This window comes from uncultured Sanguibacteroides sp. (genome assembly GCF_900543425.1).
GTDB lineage: Bacteria > Bacteroidota > Bacteroidia > Bacteroidales > Marinifilaceae > Gabonibacter.
This window is the reverse complement of the sequence record NZ_UQRQ01000006.1, coordinates 16,350-30,882: the sequence shown is the minus strand read 5'-3', so window position 1 is coordinate 30,882 and position 14,533 is coordinate 16,350. Positions and strand designations below refer to the sequence as shown.

Sequence of the window (14,533 nt, the reverse complement as noted above, 5' to 3'; positions counted from 1 at the left end):
ACTGACATAACGTATTAATACAGAGCTGACAAATGGATGTAACTCTTATTTTCGGTAGCAATATGGGTGACCGAAAAGCTGTCATTCAAGAAGCCATGAAGCAAATGGAAGAAATCGGAAAAATTCAAAAGATCTCTTCTCTATACGAAACGGCCCCATGGGGATTTGAATCTCCCGATACGTTTTACAATCAAGTAGCCCTATATTCGACCTGTCTATCAGCAGAAAACGTATTGAAAAAATGTATGGAAACCGAAAGGGCACTCGGCAGAAAGCGCAGCTCCTCTCAATATTGTTCCCGTATCATTGACATCGATATTTTATTCTACGATTCATGTATTATAAATACTCCTGATCTGGTTATTCCACATCCCCGGATAGCAGAACGAAATTTTGTTCTGACTCCGTTAAACGAAATCATACCGGATTTTATACATCCGTTAACCGGCAAAAAAATATCCGAACATTTTACCGAATGTCCGGATTCCTTACTTGTAATCAAACGGGAAGATTAAATTCTTCTGATCTCCGCTCCGATTGCATTCAATTTTTCGTCAATACTCTCATAACCTCGATCGATCTGGTCGATATTATGAATTACGCTTGTTCCCTGGGCAGAAAGAGCAGCGATCAACAACGCAATTCCGGCACGAATATCCGGAGATGTCATTTTCGTTGCCCGCAACTGAGATTCATGATTCTGTCCGATCACAGTAGCCCGGTGCGGATCGCACAAAATAATTTTAGCTCCCATATCTATCAACTTATCCACGAAAAAGAGTCGACTTTCGAACATTTTCTGATGAATCAGAACACTACCTTTTGCTTGAGTGGCAACGACTAAAAACACACTCAACAAGTCGGGGGTCAGACCGGGCCAGGGAGCATCCGCAATGGTCAATATGGAACCGTCAATAAAATCCTCTATCAAATAATGTTCCTGACGGGGAATATACAGGTCGTCGCCTCGTTCCTCCACCCGAATTCCCAAGCGTCGAAAAGCTCCGGGAATAATGCCTAACTGTTCAATACAAACCTCTTTAATCGTAATCTCCGAACGGGTCAACGCCGCCAACCCGATGTAACTTCCGACCTCTATCATATCGGGCAAACAACGATGACTACATCCTTTTAAAAAGGAAACACCTTCAATCCTTAACAAATTGGAAGCAATACCTGAAATTTTAGCACCCATGGCATTCAGCATCTTGCACAACTGTTGAATATAAGGTTCACAAGCAGCATTATAAATAGTAGTCTCTCCCTCTGCCAATACAGCTGCCATTACGATATTGGCAGTACCTGTTACCGAAGCCTCATCCAACAACATATAGGCTCCTTTTAATTTTTGCGCGGAAGCCTTAAAACACCCCCTCACGGCATCGTACTCAAAAGAAGCCCCTAATTTCTCAAATCCCAGAAAATGGGTATCCAAACGACGACGGCCAATCTTGTCTCCACCCGGCTTCGGAACCAATCCATAACCATATATTGCCAACAAAGGGCCGAGAATCATGATAGATCCCCGCAAACTTGCCGCTTTATTATAAAAATCTTCCGTATCTAAATAGCCGAAATCAATATCCGAGGCCTGAAAAGCATACTCTCCCTTGCGAATCCTTTCCACTAACACACCCATTCCTCGTAGTAACTCTATCAACTTCAGCACATCCAATATTTCCGGCACATTACTGATCGTCACCCTCTCTTTTGTTAACAAAGCAGCACATATCACCTGTAATGCTTCATTTTTTGCTCCCTGTGGGATAAGTTCTCCTTTTAAACGTTTTCCTCCGACAACTTCAAACTTGCTCATTCGTATACTTCATTTTAATTACAACGTATGCGTAAAACTATTAAAAAAATAAATGCGAACAAAATAAGCCCAACTTTAAATTTGCTCTAGCAAAATTATATGTATACATTTGTAAAAAACATATTGCTACACTAAATAAGATTAATCTTTAAAAAAAACAGTATGAAAAGTTTCTTAAAATACACCTTAGCAACAGTTGTCGGTATCATCATCGTACATATTTTCTTCTTTTTCATTCTTATCGGAATGATCGGCGCAATTGCCAGTATGTCGACCTCGACCGTTGCCATCAAAGACAATACGATATTAAAACTTTCCTTACAACATGCCATACCCGACAAAGCATCGGATAATCCGATCGAAAATTTCGATTTCAGGTCATTGACTCCCAGCAAACAAATGGGATTAAATAACATATTAAAAAGTATTTATCAAGCAGCCGGAGATAGCCGGATTGCCGGTATCTATCTGGATCTTACCGAGATTAATTCGAACTTCGGGGGATTGGGAAGTATCGAGGAAATACGTAATGCCTTACTGGCTTTCAAAAAAAGCGGAAAATTTATTTACAGTTATTCCAACTTGGGATATTCCCAGAAAAGCTACTACCTGGCATCTGTTGCGGATAGTCTTTTTGTCAATCCGGAAGCCCCGCTCTTACTAACGGGAATGAGTGCAGAGGTCGCATTTTATAAAGATTTGCTGAAAAAAATAGGCGTAAAACCGGAGGTTATTCGAGTAGGTAAATTCAAAGCTGCCGTAGAGCCGTTTATAGACGATCACATGAGCGAGGCTAACCGGGAACAAATACAAACCTATTTGAATTCGTTATGGAATACCCAAATACAAGGTATATCCGAAGCCCGTCATATTCCGGTGGAGAAAATCAATCAACTAACCGACAATTTTCAGGTATACACGACACAAGAGTTTAAAAAAGAAGGTTTTTTTGACGGAACAATATACGAGGACGAAATGTTGAATAAATTGAAGAGAGCCTGCGGACAAGAGCCTAATCAAAGAATAGAGATAGCTACATTACCGGATTACTTCAAAAGCCTGGTTCCTAACATCAATTTCACGGCTGACAAAATAGCTGTTATTTATGCCCAGGGAGAGATCGGTTTTGAACAAAACTCAAACACGATCGGACCGGAATTAGCCAAAACCATCCGAAATGCCAGAGAAGATCAAAGCATCAAAGCCATTGTTTTGAGAGTAAATTCTCCGGGAGGAAGTGCTTTAACTTCCGAAATTATCTGGAGAGAGGTCAAATTGGCTGCGGAATCCAAACCGTTCATTGTTTCCATGGGAAATGTTGCCGCCTCCGGGGGTTACTACATCTCATGCGCCGCAGACACAATCGTTGCCGACCCGACAACACTGACCGGATCCATCGGTATTTTCGGACTTCTATTCAGTGGAGAGGAATTGATAAAGGATAAGCTGGGTATCTCAACCAATGTTGTAAAAACCAACGAACACAGCGACTTCGGAGGAGGTTATCCTCTTCCCCTTCCCGTAAGCTCCAGACCGCTTACTTCTTACGAAAGAAACGTTATGCAAAACTACATTAACCGGGGATATGATACATTTTTAAGTCGAGTCAGTGAAGGACGCCACATGAGCAAAGAAGCGGTTAATGAAATTGCCCAAGGCAGAGTTTGGACCGGAGCCGATGCCCTTAAAATCGGGTTAGTCGATCTTCTCGGCGGTTTGGACGATGCGATACAAATTGCAGCCAACAAAATAAAATCAACCCAATACCAGATCATAGAACTGCCAACGAGTAAAAACCCGATAGAAGAGTTGATTTTAAATCTTTCGGAAACAGTAAAGAACCAAATAGTAAAATCCGAATTAGGGGCATATTACGACCTGTATACTACCCAAAAAACATGGTTAAGTATACAAGGAGCCGTCGCACGTATTCCCTACAACGTATCGTTCAATTAAAACAGTAAGGACCAATTACTAACTTAAAAAATCTGCATAGTGTTTAAATATCTTGTTCTATGGCCTTTAAGCTTACTTTACGGGATAGGCGTAAGTATCAGGAACCGTCTGTTTAATCTGGGTATTCTCGAATCAAAAGAGTTCGATGTTCCCATCATTTGTATCGGTAATATCACGATCGGAGGCACGGGGAAAACGCCTCATACGGAATCCATCATTCATGTTCTTAAAAAAGACCATCATGTAGCCTGTCTAAGTCGGGGGTACAAGCGCAAAACGTCCGGGTATATGTTGGCAACAGCAGATTCCACGGCGGATGAAATCGGAGACGAACCCAGGCAAATTAAAAACAAATTCCCGGATATCACGGTCGCCGTCGATGCCGACCGCGTCCGAGGGGTGAAAAAACTACAACAGCTACCTAATCCTCCGGATATTATTATTCTTGACGACGGATTTCAACACCGATATGTAAAAGCGGATATCAATATCTTGTTGATCGATTACAATCGTCCTATCTACAAGGATCATCTCCTTCCCCTGGGACGTTTACGCGAACACCATAGTGCTTTGGAGCGGGCCAATTATGTCATTATTACCAAATGTCCATCCAATATCACCCCGATAGAAAAGCGGATCATCTATAAAAACTTAAAGCTAAAAGCTTATCAGGAATTATTGTTTACCACGATGAAATACGGAGACATTACCCCATTGGACGGAAGAAGCAGGTGTATTCTAAAAAACAATAATGCCGTCTTATGCGTAACGGGTATCGCTCAACCGGAACCCTATCAGGAACACCTGAAAACGCTTTTCGAACAGGTCTCTATTCTGACTTTTCCGGATCATCATCGTTTCACGAATAACGACATACAGAAAATCATTCAGGAATTCAATAAAATCGATCAACCGGACAAATACATCTTTACAACGGAAAAAGACGCTACCCGCCTGGTTTCATGCGAATTTCCCGATGAAATTAAGGAACGTATATTTTATATACCTATTGAACCCGAATTTTTGACTTCCAAAGATCAACTTATCAAAAATATACACAACTATGCTAAGCAAAATAAAAGAAAGTAAAGATTTTATCTATCCTTTTCTGGACGGAGAATACTCGATAGGTATCATCCTTGGCACAGGCTTAGGAGAACTCGGAAAATCCATTGAAGTAAAACAGGCTATCCCGTACGCGGAAATTCCCAACTTCCCGGTATCGACAGTCGAAGGGCACCAAGGCAAACTGTTAATCGGCAAATTCGGCAACAAGAACGTAATCGCCATGCAAGGACGCTTCCACTTCTATGAAGGATACAGTATGAAAGAAGTCACTTTTCCCGTAAGAGTGATGCACGCCTTAGGAGTGAAAACATTGTTCGTTTCCAATGCGGCAGGAGGAGTAAATACCAACTATTTGGTAGGAGATCTTATGATCATACGAGACCATATCAATCTCTTCCCGGAACATCCGTTAAGAGGGAAAAACATAGAGGAACTGGGCCCCCGCTTCCCGGGTATGACCGAGGCCTACAGCAAAAGACTAATCTCTTTGGCGGAAGAGATCGGCAAGAAATTGAATATTAAACTCCAAAAAGGAGTGTATGCCGGTTTACAAGGACCTTCTTTCGAGACTCCCGCGGAATATAATTGGATAAGAGTCATCGGAGGAGATGCCGTGGGCATGTCTACGGTACCTGAAATTATTGTTGCCCGGCATATGAATATGGAATGTTTCGGTATGTCGGTAATCACCAACAGTACCGCCAGCGAAGAGTTGATAAAGACAAACCACGAAGAGGTACAAGACGTGGGGAATCACGCGCAACCTCGTATGACCGCAATCTTCCGGGAAGTAATTAACCAATTATAAAAAAATGACGGTAGAAACCGTCATTTTTTATATCTCTCTAATTCCAACATGATTTGAGCTGCTCCCCGAGCATCGCTTAAAGCTTCATGATGATTTAACTCTATCCCGAAATAATCACATACCGTGTTCAAACGATAATTCGGTAACTCCTTTATGTATTTTCGGGTCAGCTGATAGGTACAATAGTGTTGAGGCAGACGGGCATAGATATCAGCCCGTTCCAGGCAGGCTTTCAACACTCGCATATCAAAACCCGCGTTATGAGCCACCAATGCATCCGTATCCAAAAAACAGGCGATCTCTCCCCATAACTCTTCAAACAAAGGAGCATCCGCAACCTGCTCGGGTGTGATTCCATGTATATCAATAAATTTTCGATAAAAATAATAAGGTTCAGGCTTTATCAAACCGAAAAATTCATTTACGATCTTTCCGTTCCGTACCTGAACCAGACCTATTGCACAGGCACTCGTCGGGTATCGATTGGCCGTCTCAAAATCAATAGCTGTAAAATCTAACATCAAAACAGAGATATAATCCATTCAATAATCGGCACCAGAATAGCCGTTGTCACTCCCATCAATCCAATAGCCAACCCACTAATAGCGCCTTCCAATGCTCCTAATTCCATCGCCCTGGCCGTTCCCAGCCCATGAGCCGCGGCCCCCAAGGAAAGCCCCCGGGCAATTTTACTGTCTATATTCAACTTATTCAATATAAAGGGTCCCGTAATTCCGCCAAATATACCTACAACAATCACAATTACCGCGGCAATGGAAGGAATACCTCCCGCTTTCTCGGCCACGCCCATCGCAATAGGTGTCGTTACCGATTTAGGCTCCAAGGTCGCTACCAACACATGGTCTGCTCCCATTCCATAGGCAATACAAACAACACTGACGATCCCGACCAAACTTCCGACAAAGATAGACATCAGGATCGAAGCAGCATGACTTTTCATACATTCTACCTGCTCCCACAACATATACCCCAAAGCCACGACCGATGGACCCAGTAAAAAATTAATCATGCGACTTCCTTTCTCGAAAGTATCGTACTGCATGCCCAAGACATTCATCAATCCCAACAAAGCCGGAATAGAGACTAATAGAGGATGCAATAAAGCCACTCGGGTCTTCCGGTAGAGCCACAATGCCGCAAGATAAACACCGAATACCAACGTAATAACAAAAATCTCAGAAGATACGATCGTATGCATTTTTATTCACTTCTCTCATTTTACACGAATATCCTTACGATTCTCCTGCCATTGCTGTAAAGTCGCAACAACAATCAATACCAGCAGAGTGGTTACCGTACCGACAACCAACACGACATCCCAATAACGGGATAAAATATCCAAAGAAGTAATGATTCCCACTCCGGCAGGCAAAAAGAAAAAAGCCATATTATCTCCCAAAAACCGGGCTACAGGCCGTACATGATCCGCCCTTACCCAATGACAAGATAAAGCCAGAAATAGAAAAATCATTCCCAGCACACTCCCCGGAATAAACCCATCTATCAACCAGGAACAACATTCTCCCAGTAAATAAAATGCCATAATAATAAAAATTCCCGTCAACATTTTTTCTTCATCATTATTCCTGCCCCAAAACGTCCGGTATCTCCCTGATCCCCCCGATAAGAGAAAAAACGATCCCGGTTACAAACCGTACAGACACGGGCGACCTCAATATAACCGGAACACAAGCCGGCCTCTATCAATTCCCTGCGATTAGCCTCCCACAAGTCAAAATAATATTTCCCCGGATTTTTCCCCGGCTCCACCAGATCTTCCCAGTAGCTCAATTCTTTTCGGACGATCCCGATAACCTCTTCACCCACCTCAAAGCAACATTTCCCGATAGAAGGTCCGATACCGGCTCTTATATCTTTAGGATTACATCCGAACTCTTTTTCCATCCGGGCAACTACCCGAGAGACAATCCTCCCCACCGTTCCCCGCCATCCCGCGTGGATCGCCGCAATCACATGTTTTTCGGTATCATAAAGCAAAACAGGCACACAATCGGCAGCCAGTACCATCAAACAAACCTCCGGTAAAGCAGTAATCAAAGCATCGGTCTCCGGCAAACGGGTTTCCCGCTCTTCTCCCCCACACCCGACACTATCTTCGAGTACCACTTCAATATGAGTCGTATGCTTTTGCTCCCCGGTCGTCAGTATCGATAAATCGACTCCCACTTCCGACAATAATAATTGTCGATTCTTCAATACATTCTCTTCCTCATCCTCCTCTATAAAACCGATATTTAAAGAAGACTGTCCTCCACAACTGACACCACCCTCACGCCCGGAAATAAAATGCACAAGATGAGAATAACTTCCCAAGCCCGTAAACCGATAAACAGGTATATTATTATGAATACTCTCTTTCAACATAAATAGCTCTTTTAGGGCGGCAAAGTTATAAAAACACCCCAAGAAATACTCATGAAAACATAACAATTTCTCTCTCGGGAACGTACTTACCACAAATCAAAAAGTAAGAAAAATGTGGCAAGAATTATGTAAAATAAGAGCTGAATATCTTGATAAATATGATATTAAAGCCCAAGGCTATTCCTCTCGTTTAGTGGAAACATTACTTTATGAGATTGCCAGATTAGAAGGAATCACGGTCAAAAAGCAAGATTTTTCGGCTGTCCTCAACGAGAAGAGTACTCCGGCACGAATAACCGAATGGGATATTCATAGAATAAAAGATTTGGAATCAGCATTCCTGTATCTTATAAGGTGTTCCAAACAGCAGAAAAGATTTTCTTCGGAATTTGTACGAGACGTTAGTGCTCTGGTGATGAAACACACGGGAAAAGAAGAGACGACTACCGTTGGCCGATACGATACGTCGTTAGGAGATTTCCGTTTAGGAGAAGAATACTACGAGGAAGGAGTACTCTCCGATTATACCCAGATTCCGGATATGCTTGATAAATTATGCAAAGACGTTAACGAAGAGTTAGACCAGGTACACGATATCATGACGGTAAAATTAGGAGCTCGTTTCCATTATCGCTTCCTACACATCAAACCATTCGGAGAAGGTAATATTGAAGTTGCCTTGTTATTAATGAATTACATTCAAATGTTATTTAACGAACCGCTCATCATCATTCCGGGAGAGGATAAGGCCAAATACCTTTCTGCCTTAAAGATGCAAAAAGACAAGCCGACACCCGAAGTCTTCGAAGAATTTATTGGAAAAGAATTACTTGCGTCCTTACAAAAGGAACTATCTTAAAGACGAGCATATTGATAAGCAAAACCGATCGAAGGCGGGAATGGATAGAGCCATTTCTCGCCTTCGATTACTATAACCCCATCAATAACAGGCATCCCGATTTTCAGCCCGTGTTCTTCCAAACGAATTCAGGAACTTTTCAAAGAGATAAAAAAAAGTCAATGAAATTCTTTGTGATTTATAATGAATGGACTATCTTTGCTGGCCGTTAAAGTAGAAACAAATTTAAAATTATATACGAGATGAAAAAGGGCATACATCCTGAAAATTACAGATTAGTAGCATTTAAAGATATGTCTAATGGAATGACTACTATTACCAAGTCAACAGCCGCTACAAAAGAGACTATTGAAATTGATGGAGTGGAATATCCTCTGGTTAAGATGGAAATTTCTAACTCTTCACACCCGTTTTATACCGGTAAAATTAAATTGATCGACACCGCAGGACGTGTTGATAAATTCATGAACCGCTATAAATCACACATGGAAAGCAGAAAGAAATAATCGTTTCTGATACGATATAAAAAAGTCGCTTATTTATATAAGCGACTTTTTTATTATTTAAACGTTCTGAATTCACGGGTATCTTCAAAGACCCGATCTATAATACGTTTTTCCACTTCATCAAAAATTTTTCCCCGTCTCTTCATTACCGCTTCTGCCGTAACCACAAATTGACGCATTTGATGCTCTACAAAACCGGAAGCTCCTCCCCAGGAAAAAGAAGGAATAAAATTCCTCGGAAAATCAGAACCGAAAATATTGGCCCCGACCCCAACGACAGTTCCCGTATTGATCATTGTATTGATTCCCATTTTCGAATGATCGCCCATGATCAGTCCGCAAAATTGTAACCCTGTTTTCCGAAAATGCCGGGTTTCGTAATCCCATAGTTTAACCTCTACATACGTATTCTTCAAATTGGAATTATTCGTATCCGCTCCCAGATTACACCACTCACCAACAACCGAATTTCCTAAGAAACCATCATGTGCTTTATTGGAATAGCCAATAAATACGACATTATTCAACTCCCCGCCACATTTGCAATAGGGTCCCAAAGTCGTCGCACCATAAACCTTTGCACCCATATTCAATACGGAATGTTCACACATGGCTAACGGCCCCCGGATCAATACTCCCTCCATGATTTCCGCATCCTTACCTATGTACACCGGCCCGCCATCCGTATTAATCGTTGCATACTGTACAACAGCTCCCTCTTCCAAAAAGACGGGATACTTACCATGCACCCGCACGCTATCTTCCAAAGGAACACCTTTTCTCCCCTTCGTCAATAAATCGAAATCAAGAAGCAACTCCTGAGCATTATAAGCAAAAACATGGTAAGGATAAGCTATCCTCGTGTATTTTCCAGAATATTCCACGGAACGAAATGCAGACAAATCCTCTTTTCTCAACAAATCCGCCACATGTTTTCCGCCTCGTACGGCAATCATGACTCCCTGTTCTCCGAGTAACAAATCATTCGATTCCAAACAACGAACAGCAGCTATCAAGTCCTCATTAGCACACACGGATGCATTTATCCATAAATTATCATCTTCCGATCTCAAGGGATATTTCTCTTGCAGATAGTCACTCGTTAAATAGGAAACAGAATTTTTCAGTCTTTTTTCCCACTTTTCCTTTAACGTGAGAATACCCACCCGTAACTCGGAGACCGGACGGGTCAAGGTAAGAGGCCTTAATGTACTCCAACTTTTATCATCAAATAAAACGGTATTCATTCGTATTGTTTTATTATTTAATGACAAAAATAACAATTGCTTCCATTACTTCCAGTATTACAGGAAAAAATCTTTGGCACAGGAATTGCCCTATATAGAATCGTCTTTATTTCAATGAATCGTTGACAAAATGTCAGTTATTCATTCTTATTATAGATAAAACAAAAGGTGAAAAAGAGGGTCATTACAAAAAAAACTAAAAAGGAAGATAAGGAGATTATAATGAACGAAATAGACTTAAAAGATATATTATCGGAAAACATACAGGAAGAGCATCAGGACTTATTACAGATATTAGGGGATGAAAAAGAACTCCTAAGCGAACCGATTAATGTGCCTGACACTCTGCCAATATTACCGCTTCGGAACACAGTCTTGTTCCCGGGCGTAATTATTCCCATAAATATCGGTAGGGACAAATCTTTGAAATTGATCAAATACGCTTATAAACAAAGTGCTATGATCGGAGTTATCGCCCAGAAAGATACCAACACGGAGAATCCGACACAGAACGATCTGTATTCTATCGGTACGGCAGCCTCCGTTCTGAAAATATTAGAGATGCCGGACGGAACAACGACGGCTATCATTCAGGGTAAAAGAAGATTCCAGTTGGAAGATATCTTATACGACGAACCCTATCACGTGGGAAAGATTCTGGTAAAAACGGAAGAAGTACTGTCGCAAAACGATGAGGAATATAATGCCATTTCCGATTCGTTGAAAGAGATGGCCATGAAAATCGTGAAGTATTCCAGCAATATTCCCAATGAAGCCGGCTTTGCATTGAAAAATATCGAAAGCATGCTGTTCCTGATCAATTTCATTTCGTCCAACACGGACATCGATTACCGGAATAAACAGGAATTACTGGAGATAGATAACATAAAAGAACGGGCTATAAAACTGCTGGAATTACTAAGCAAACAAGTCAGTATCCTGGAGTTGAAAAACGATATCCAGAAAAAAGTAAAATTCGATCTGGATAAGCAACAACGGGAATATTTCCTGCATCAACAAATGAAAACCATTCAGAACGAATTGGGAGGAAATTCCGTGGATGACGATATTCAGGAGCTGGAAGAAGCAGCTAAAAAGAAGAACTGGGGAAAAAACATTCAGGAATTCTTTGAAAAAGAGCTACAGAAATTAAGAAGACAAAATCCTTCCATGCCGGATTATTCCGTACAGTTAAATTATCTGAAAGAGTTAACCGACTTACCGTGGAACCACTATTCGGAAGATAATTTTGACCTGAAGAAGGCTTCGGAAATATTAGACAGCGATCATTACGGCTTAGAAAAAGTAAAAGAGCGAATCCTCGAATACCTGGCCGTATTAAAATTAAAAGGAGACATGAAATCTCCGATCATTTGTCTATACGGCCCTCCGGGAGTAGGAAAAACTTCTTTAGGAAAATCCGTGGCCCGGGCACTAAACCGGGAATTCGTCAGAATGTCGCTGGGAGGACTACACGATGAATCGGAAATCCGCGGTCATCGTCGTACCTATATCGGAGCCATGCCGGGACGAATTATTCAGGGGATTAAAAAAGCGGGGACTTCAAATCCCGTGTTCATTCTGGATGAAATCGACAAGGTCGGACAAGATTTTAGAGGAGATCCTCAGTCCGCCCTATTGGAAGTACTGGACCCGGAACAAAATTCAACCTTCCACGACAATTACCTGGACGTGGATTACGATCTGTCCAAAGTGATGTTTATCGCAACGGCAAATGATATTTCCACCATAGCTCCACCTTTACGAGACCGAATGGAAATGATCGAGGTAAGCGGTTATCTGATGGAGGAAAAAATTGAGATTGCCAAACGACACTTGATTCCGAAGCAATTAACCAATCACGGGGTAAAAGCAGAAGAGGTAGAATTTAGTGATACTATTTTAAATTATATCATTGATAAGTATACCCGGGAATCCGGAGTTCGTAATCTGGATAAAACATTAGCCAAAATTATGCGCCAAGTGGCCAAACACGTCGCTCTTGATCCCGCATTCTCGATAAAGCTTTCCAAAGAAAGCATAAAAGAGTACCTGGGTACCCCCATATTCACAAGAGAAGAGTACCAGGGAAACGAGTTGCCGGGTGTCGTTACAGGACTGGCATGGACAGCAGTCGGAGGAGAAATCCTTTATATCGAGTCCAGTATCAGTAAAGGAAAAGGGGTATTAACCATGACCGGAAGCCTGGGAGAGGTTATGAAAGAATCTGCCACCTTGGCTCTGGAATATATTAAATCACACGCGGAAGAACTAAGCATAGATATTGCAGCGATCGAAGAGCATAATATTCATATCCATGTTCCTGCCGGAGCTGTCCCCAAAGATGGTCCCTCAGCCGGAATTACCATGGTAACCTCTTTAGCATCTTCCCTCACGGGCAGAAAAGTAAAAAAAGCGTTAGCCATGACCGGAGAGATTACTCTTCGCGGGAAAGTATTACCTGTCGGGGGAATCCGTGAAAAAATTCTGGCAGCAAAACGAGCTGGAATTAAGGAAGTTATCCTATGCCACGAGAATAAAAAAGATATCGACGAAATAAAAAAAGAATATATTAAAGGTATTAAATTCCATTTTGTCGATCATATACGGGAAGTTCTACAAATAGCCCTACTCTAAATAAAACGGCCTTTCCTCTCGAAAGGCCGTCTTTTATTTTTTACGACTCATTTGCTGAAAACTCTTTCAGCCTTCCTTATCATGCGGTATTTCATTCTCTTCGTTCAAGCCCTTTGTAAGTGTCTTTACGAGCTTATACTTGTTGAAAAATTCACCAAGAATGACTCTCAAAACCGTATAACCCGGAATCGCTAAAATCATACCCGGAATACCGGCAATGCTACCGGCAACCAATATCACGAGAAAAATCTCCAAGGGATGGGCATGTACGCTATTCCCGTAAATCAAAGGCTGTAATACCATATTATCAATCAATTGAGTAATAGAGAAAACGATCGCCATGTATACAAGTAAAGGAAGTAGCGCCGCATAAAAATCCATATCGAGATGCGTGGCTATTCCCACGACCAACCCGAATATGGCTCCGATCAAAGGACCGATGTACGGAATAACGTTTGTAATTCCCGTCACTAAACCGATCACCACCGCACTATTAAAATTCAACCCCACGATAGAGAGTCCAAGAATATTCAACCCCATCACAATAATCACTTCGAATATAATACCTACGAAATAACGAACGAGTAATTTTTGAATGGAGTCCAAAGCTTTCTTTGTTCCTTCCTCGTATTGCGTGGGTACAATAGCCAAAAGCATTCTGGAAAATAGCTTACTATCTTTCAAAAAGAAGAAAGTAATAAAAGAGATCGAAAATAAGGCAATGAAAATGCCGCTGATCGTCCCCGCCAATGAACCGAACAAATTTTTTACCCGGCTAACATCCACCAAAGAACTTAGGTTTTCCTCGATATAATCTTTTATATCCTGATCGTTATCGATGATACCAAAATGCTTTAAACCGCGTTCCGCATCTGCCAACGGAGCATCAAGCTGATTCACGATATTGGTAATACTCAGGTCACTCAATGACTGAAATTCCTGACTCGCCATCGGGATAATCGTATAAAAGAAAAGAATAAACACCACCCATATACAAACTAAGGTGACAGCAGCCTTCAATGAATCGGAAAGGACATATCCCCGTATTTTTAAACGGCCTAATAAATCAATGATCGGCCTCCCGAGGAAAGAGATCACTACAGACACCAAGATATATGCAATAATGGACGAAAAGTACCAACATAAAAATGCAATAATGGCTAAAATAATCCCCCCCAAAAGATATTTCCCTAAATTATTCATATTTCATTTATTACCTATTTATTCTAT

General features: G+C 41.4%; 15 protein-coding genes. 7 read left to right on the top strand and 8 right to left on the bottom strand.

What is annotated here, in order from left to right; translation table 11 throughout:
• The first annotated feature begins 32 nt into the window (after positions 1 to 32).
• A complete protein-coding gene (gene folK, locus QZR76_RS04510) occupies positions 33 to 515 on the top strand; it encodes a 2-amino-4-hydroxy-6-hydroxymethyldihydropteridine diphosphokinase (protein ID WP_294140796.1) in 483 nt (160 codons plus the stop codon).
• Here folK and murA read toward each other — a convergent pair.
• A complete protein-coding gene (murA, locus tag QZR76_RS04505) occupies positions 512 to 1,816 on the bottom strand; it encodes a UDP-N-acetylglucosamine 1-carboxyvinyltransferase (protein ID WP_294140794.1) in 1,305 nt (434 codons plus the stop codon). The two genes, folK and murA, sit on opposite strands and share 4 nt — an antisense overlap.
• 162 nt (positions 1,817 to 1,978) lie before the next feature.
• Here murA and sppA point away from each other — a divergent pair, with 162 nt between their 5' ends.
• From sppA to QZR76_RS04490, 3 genes are read left to right on the top strand one after another with little or no spacing between them, the layout of a single operon-like run.
• Positions 1,979 to 3,772, top strand: a complete 1,794-nt coding sequence (gene sppA / locus QZR76_RS04500) for a signal peptide peptidase SppA (RefSeq protein WP_294140792.1) — start codon at positions 1,979 to 1,981, stop codon at positions 3,770 to 3,772.
• 39 nt (positions 3,773 to 3,811) lie between these two features.
• Entirely contained in the window at positions 3,812 to 4,861 is a 1,050-nt protein-coding gene (gene lpxK, locus QZR76_RS04495) for a tetraacyldisaccharide 4'-kinase (protein ID WP_308572894.1), read from the top strand.
• Positions 4,836 to 5,648, top strand: a complete 813-nt coding sequence (locus tag QZR76_RS04490) for a purine-nucleoside phosphorylase (RefSeq protein ID WP_294140790.1) — start codon at positions 4,836 to 4,838, stop codon at positions 5,646 to 5,648. The genes lpxK and QZR76_RS04490 overlap by 26 nt, the downstream gene beginning before the upstream one ends.
• Positions 5,649 to 5,668: 20 nt before the next feature.
• Here QZR76_RS04490 and QZR76_RS04485 read toward each other — a convergent pair whose 3' ends face one another.
• Genes QZR76_RS04485 through pgeF form a run of 4 tightly spaced genes read right to left on the bottom strand, consistent with a single transcriptional unit; the run spans position 5,669 to position 8,054 of the window.
• On the bottom strand, positions 5,669 to 6,169 hold the full coding sequence (locus QZR76_RS04485) for a 3'-5' exonuclease (protein WP_294140788.1): 501 nt from the start codon (positions 6,167 to 6,169) through the stop codon (positions 5,669 to 5,671).
• Positions 6,169 to 6,867, bottom strand: coding sequence for an LrgB family protein (locus QZR76_RS04480; RefSeq protein WP_294140786.1), 699 nt, complete (start codon positions 6,865 to 6,867; stop codon positions 6,169 to 6,171). Before QZR76_RS04480 ends, QZR76_RS04485 begins: the two co-directional genes overlap by 1 nt.
• A 15-nt stretch (positions 6,868 to 6,882) precedes the next feature.
• Complete coding sequence (locus tag QZR76_RS04475; protein ID WP_308572892.1) at positions 6,883 to 7,212, bottom strand: CidA/LrgA family protein; 330 nt, start codon at positions 7,210 to 7,212, stop codon at positions 6,883 to 6,885.
• 17 nt (positions 7,213 to 7,229) lie between these two features.
• Entirely contained in the window at positions 7,230 to 8,054 is an 825-nt protein-coding gene (gene pgeF / locus QZR76_RS04470) for a peptidoglycan editing factor PgeF (protein WP_294140781.1), read from the bottom strand.
• Between the two features lie 112 nt (positions 8,055 to 8,166).
• On the opposite strand from pgeF, the gene QZR76_RS04465 reads away from it, so the two are divergent.
• Positions 8,167 to 8,913: a Fic family protein gene (locus tag QZR76_RS04465; RefSeq protein WP_294140779.1), complete on the top strand. Its 747-nt coding sequence runs from the start codon at positions 8,167 to 8,169 to the stop codon at positions 8,911 to 8,913.
• On the opposite strand, the gene QZR76_RS04460 is transcribed toward QZR76_RS04465, so the two are convergent.
• Complete coding sequence (locus QZR76_RS04460) at positions 8,910 to 9,035, bottom strand: hypothetical protein (protein ID WP_294140777.1); 126 nt, start codon at positions 9,033 to 9,035, stop codon at positions 8,910 to 8,912. The two genes, QZR76_RS04465 and QZR76_RS04460, sit on opposite strands and share 4 nt — an antisense overlap.
• A gap of 120 nt (positions 9,036 to 9,155) precedes the next feature.
• On the opposite strand from QZR76_RS04460, the gene QZR76_RS04455 reads away from it, so the two are divergent.
• Positions 9,156 to 9,419: a type B 50S ribosomal protein L31 gene (locus tag QZR76_RS04455; protein WP_294140775.1), complete on the top strand. Its 264-nt coding sequence runs from the start codon at positions 9,156 to 9,158 to the stop codon at positions 9,417 to 9,419.
• Positions 9,420 to 9,472: 53 nt separating this feature from the next.
• Here the strand turns inward: QZR76_RS04455 and QZR76_RS04450 are convergent, their stop codons facing one another.
• Positions 9,473 to 10,666: a GlmU family protein gene (locus QZR76_RS04450; RefSeq protein ID WP_294140773.1), complete on the bottom strand. Its 1,194-nt coding sequence runs from the start codon at positions 10,664 to 10,666 to the stop codon at positions 9,473 to 9,475.
• Positions 10,667 to 10,888: 222 nt separating this feature from the next.
• On the opposite strand from QZR76_RS04450, the gene lon reads away from it, so the two are divergent.
• Positions 10,889 to 13,303, top strand: coding sequence for an endopeptidase La (gene lon / locus QZR76_RS04445; protein ID WP_294140771.1), 2,415 nt, complete (start codon positions 10,889 to 10,891; stop codon positions 13,301 to 13,303).
• A gap of 66 nt (positions 13,304 to 13,369) precedes the next feature.
• Here the strand turns inward: lon and QZR76_RS04440 are convergent, their stop codons facing one another.
• Entirely contained in the window at positions 13,370 to 14,506 is a 1,137-nt protein-coding gene (locus QZR76_RS04440) for an AI-2E family transporter (RefSeq protein WP_294140769.1), read from the bottom strand.
• Positions 14,507 to 14,533 lie beyond the last annotated feature (27 nt).

What these genes read in the sequence shown, in the direction of transcription:
- QZR76_RS04485 (WP_294140788.1), bottom strand. Translation starts at nt 6,169, where the DNA reads ATGTTAGATTTTACAGCTATTGATTTTGAGACGGCCAATCGATACCCG.
- QZR76_RS04490 (WP_294140790.1), top strand. Translation starts at nt 4,836, where the DNA reads ATGCTAAGCAAAATAAAAGAAAGTAAAGATTTTATCTATCCTTTTCTG.
- murA (WP_294140794.1), bottom strand. Translation starts at nt 1,816, where the DNA reads ATGAGCAAGTTTGAAGTTGTCGGAGGAAAACGTTTAAAAGGAGAACTT.
- folK (WP_294140796.1), top strand. Translation starts at nt 33, where the DNA reads ATGGATGTAACTCTTATTTTCGGTAGCAATATGGGTGACCGAAAAGCT.
- QZR76_RS04465 (WP_294140779.1), top strand. Translation starts at nt 8,167, where the DNA reads ATGTGGCAAGAATTATGTAAAATAAGAGCTGAATATCTTGATAAATAT.
- QZR76_RS04455 (WP_294140775.1), top strand. Translation starts at nt 9,156, where the DNA reads ATGAAAAAGGGCATACATCCTGAAAATTACAGATTAGTAGCATTTAAA.
- QZR76_RS04440 (WP_294140769.1), bottom strand. Translation starts at nt 14,506, where the DNA reads ATGAATAATTTAGGGAAATATCTTTTGGGGGGGATTATTTTAGCCATT.
- lon (WP_294140771.1), top strand. Translation starts at nt 10,889, where the DNA reads ATGAACGAAATAGACTTAAAAGATATATTATCGGAAAACATACAGGAA.
- sppA (WP_294140792.1), top strand. Translation starts at nt 1,979, where the DNA reads ATGAAAAGTTTCTTAAAATACACCTTAGCAACAGTTGTCGGTATCATC.
- QZR76_RS04450 (WP_294140773.1), bottom strand. Translation starts at nt 10,666, where the DNA reads ATGAATACCGTTTTATTTGATGATAAAAGTTGGAGTACATTAAGGCCT.
- QZR76_RS04480 (WP_294140786.1), bottom strand. Translation starts at nt 6,867, where the DNA reads ATGCATACGATCGTATCTTCTGAGATTTTTGTTATTACGTTGGTATTC.
- QZR76_RS04475 (WP_308572892.1), bottom strand. Translation starts at nt 7,212, where the DNA reads ATGGCATTTTATTTACTGGGAGAATGTTGTTCCTGGTTGATAGATGGG.
- pgeF (WP_294140781.1), bottom strand. Translation starts at nt 8,054, where the DNA reads ATGTTGAAAGAGAGTATTCATAATAATATACCTGTTTATCGGTTTACG.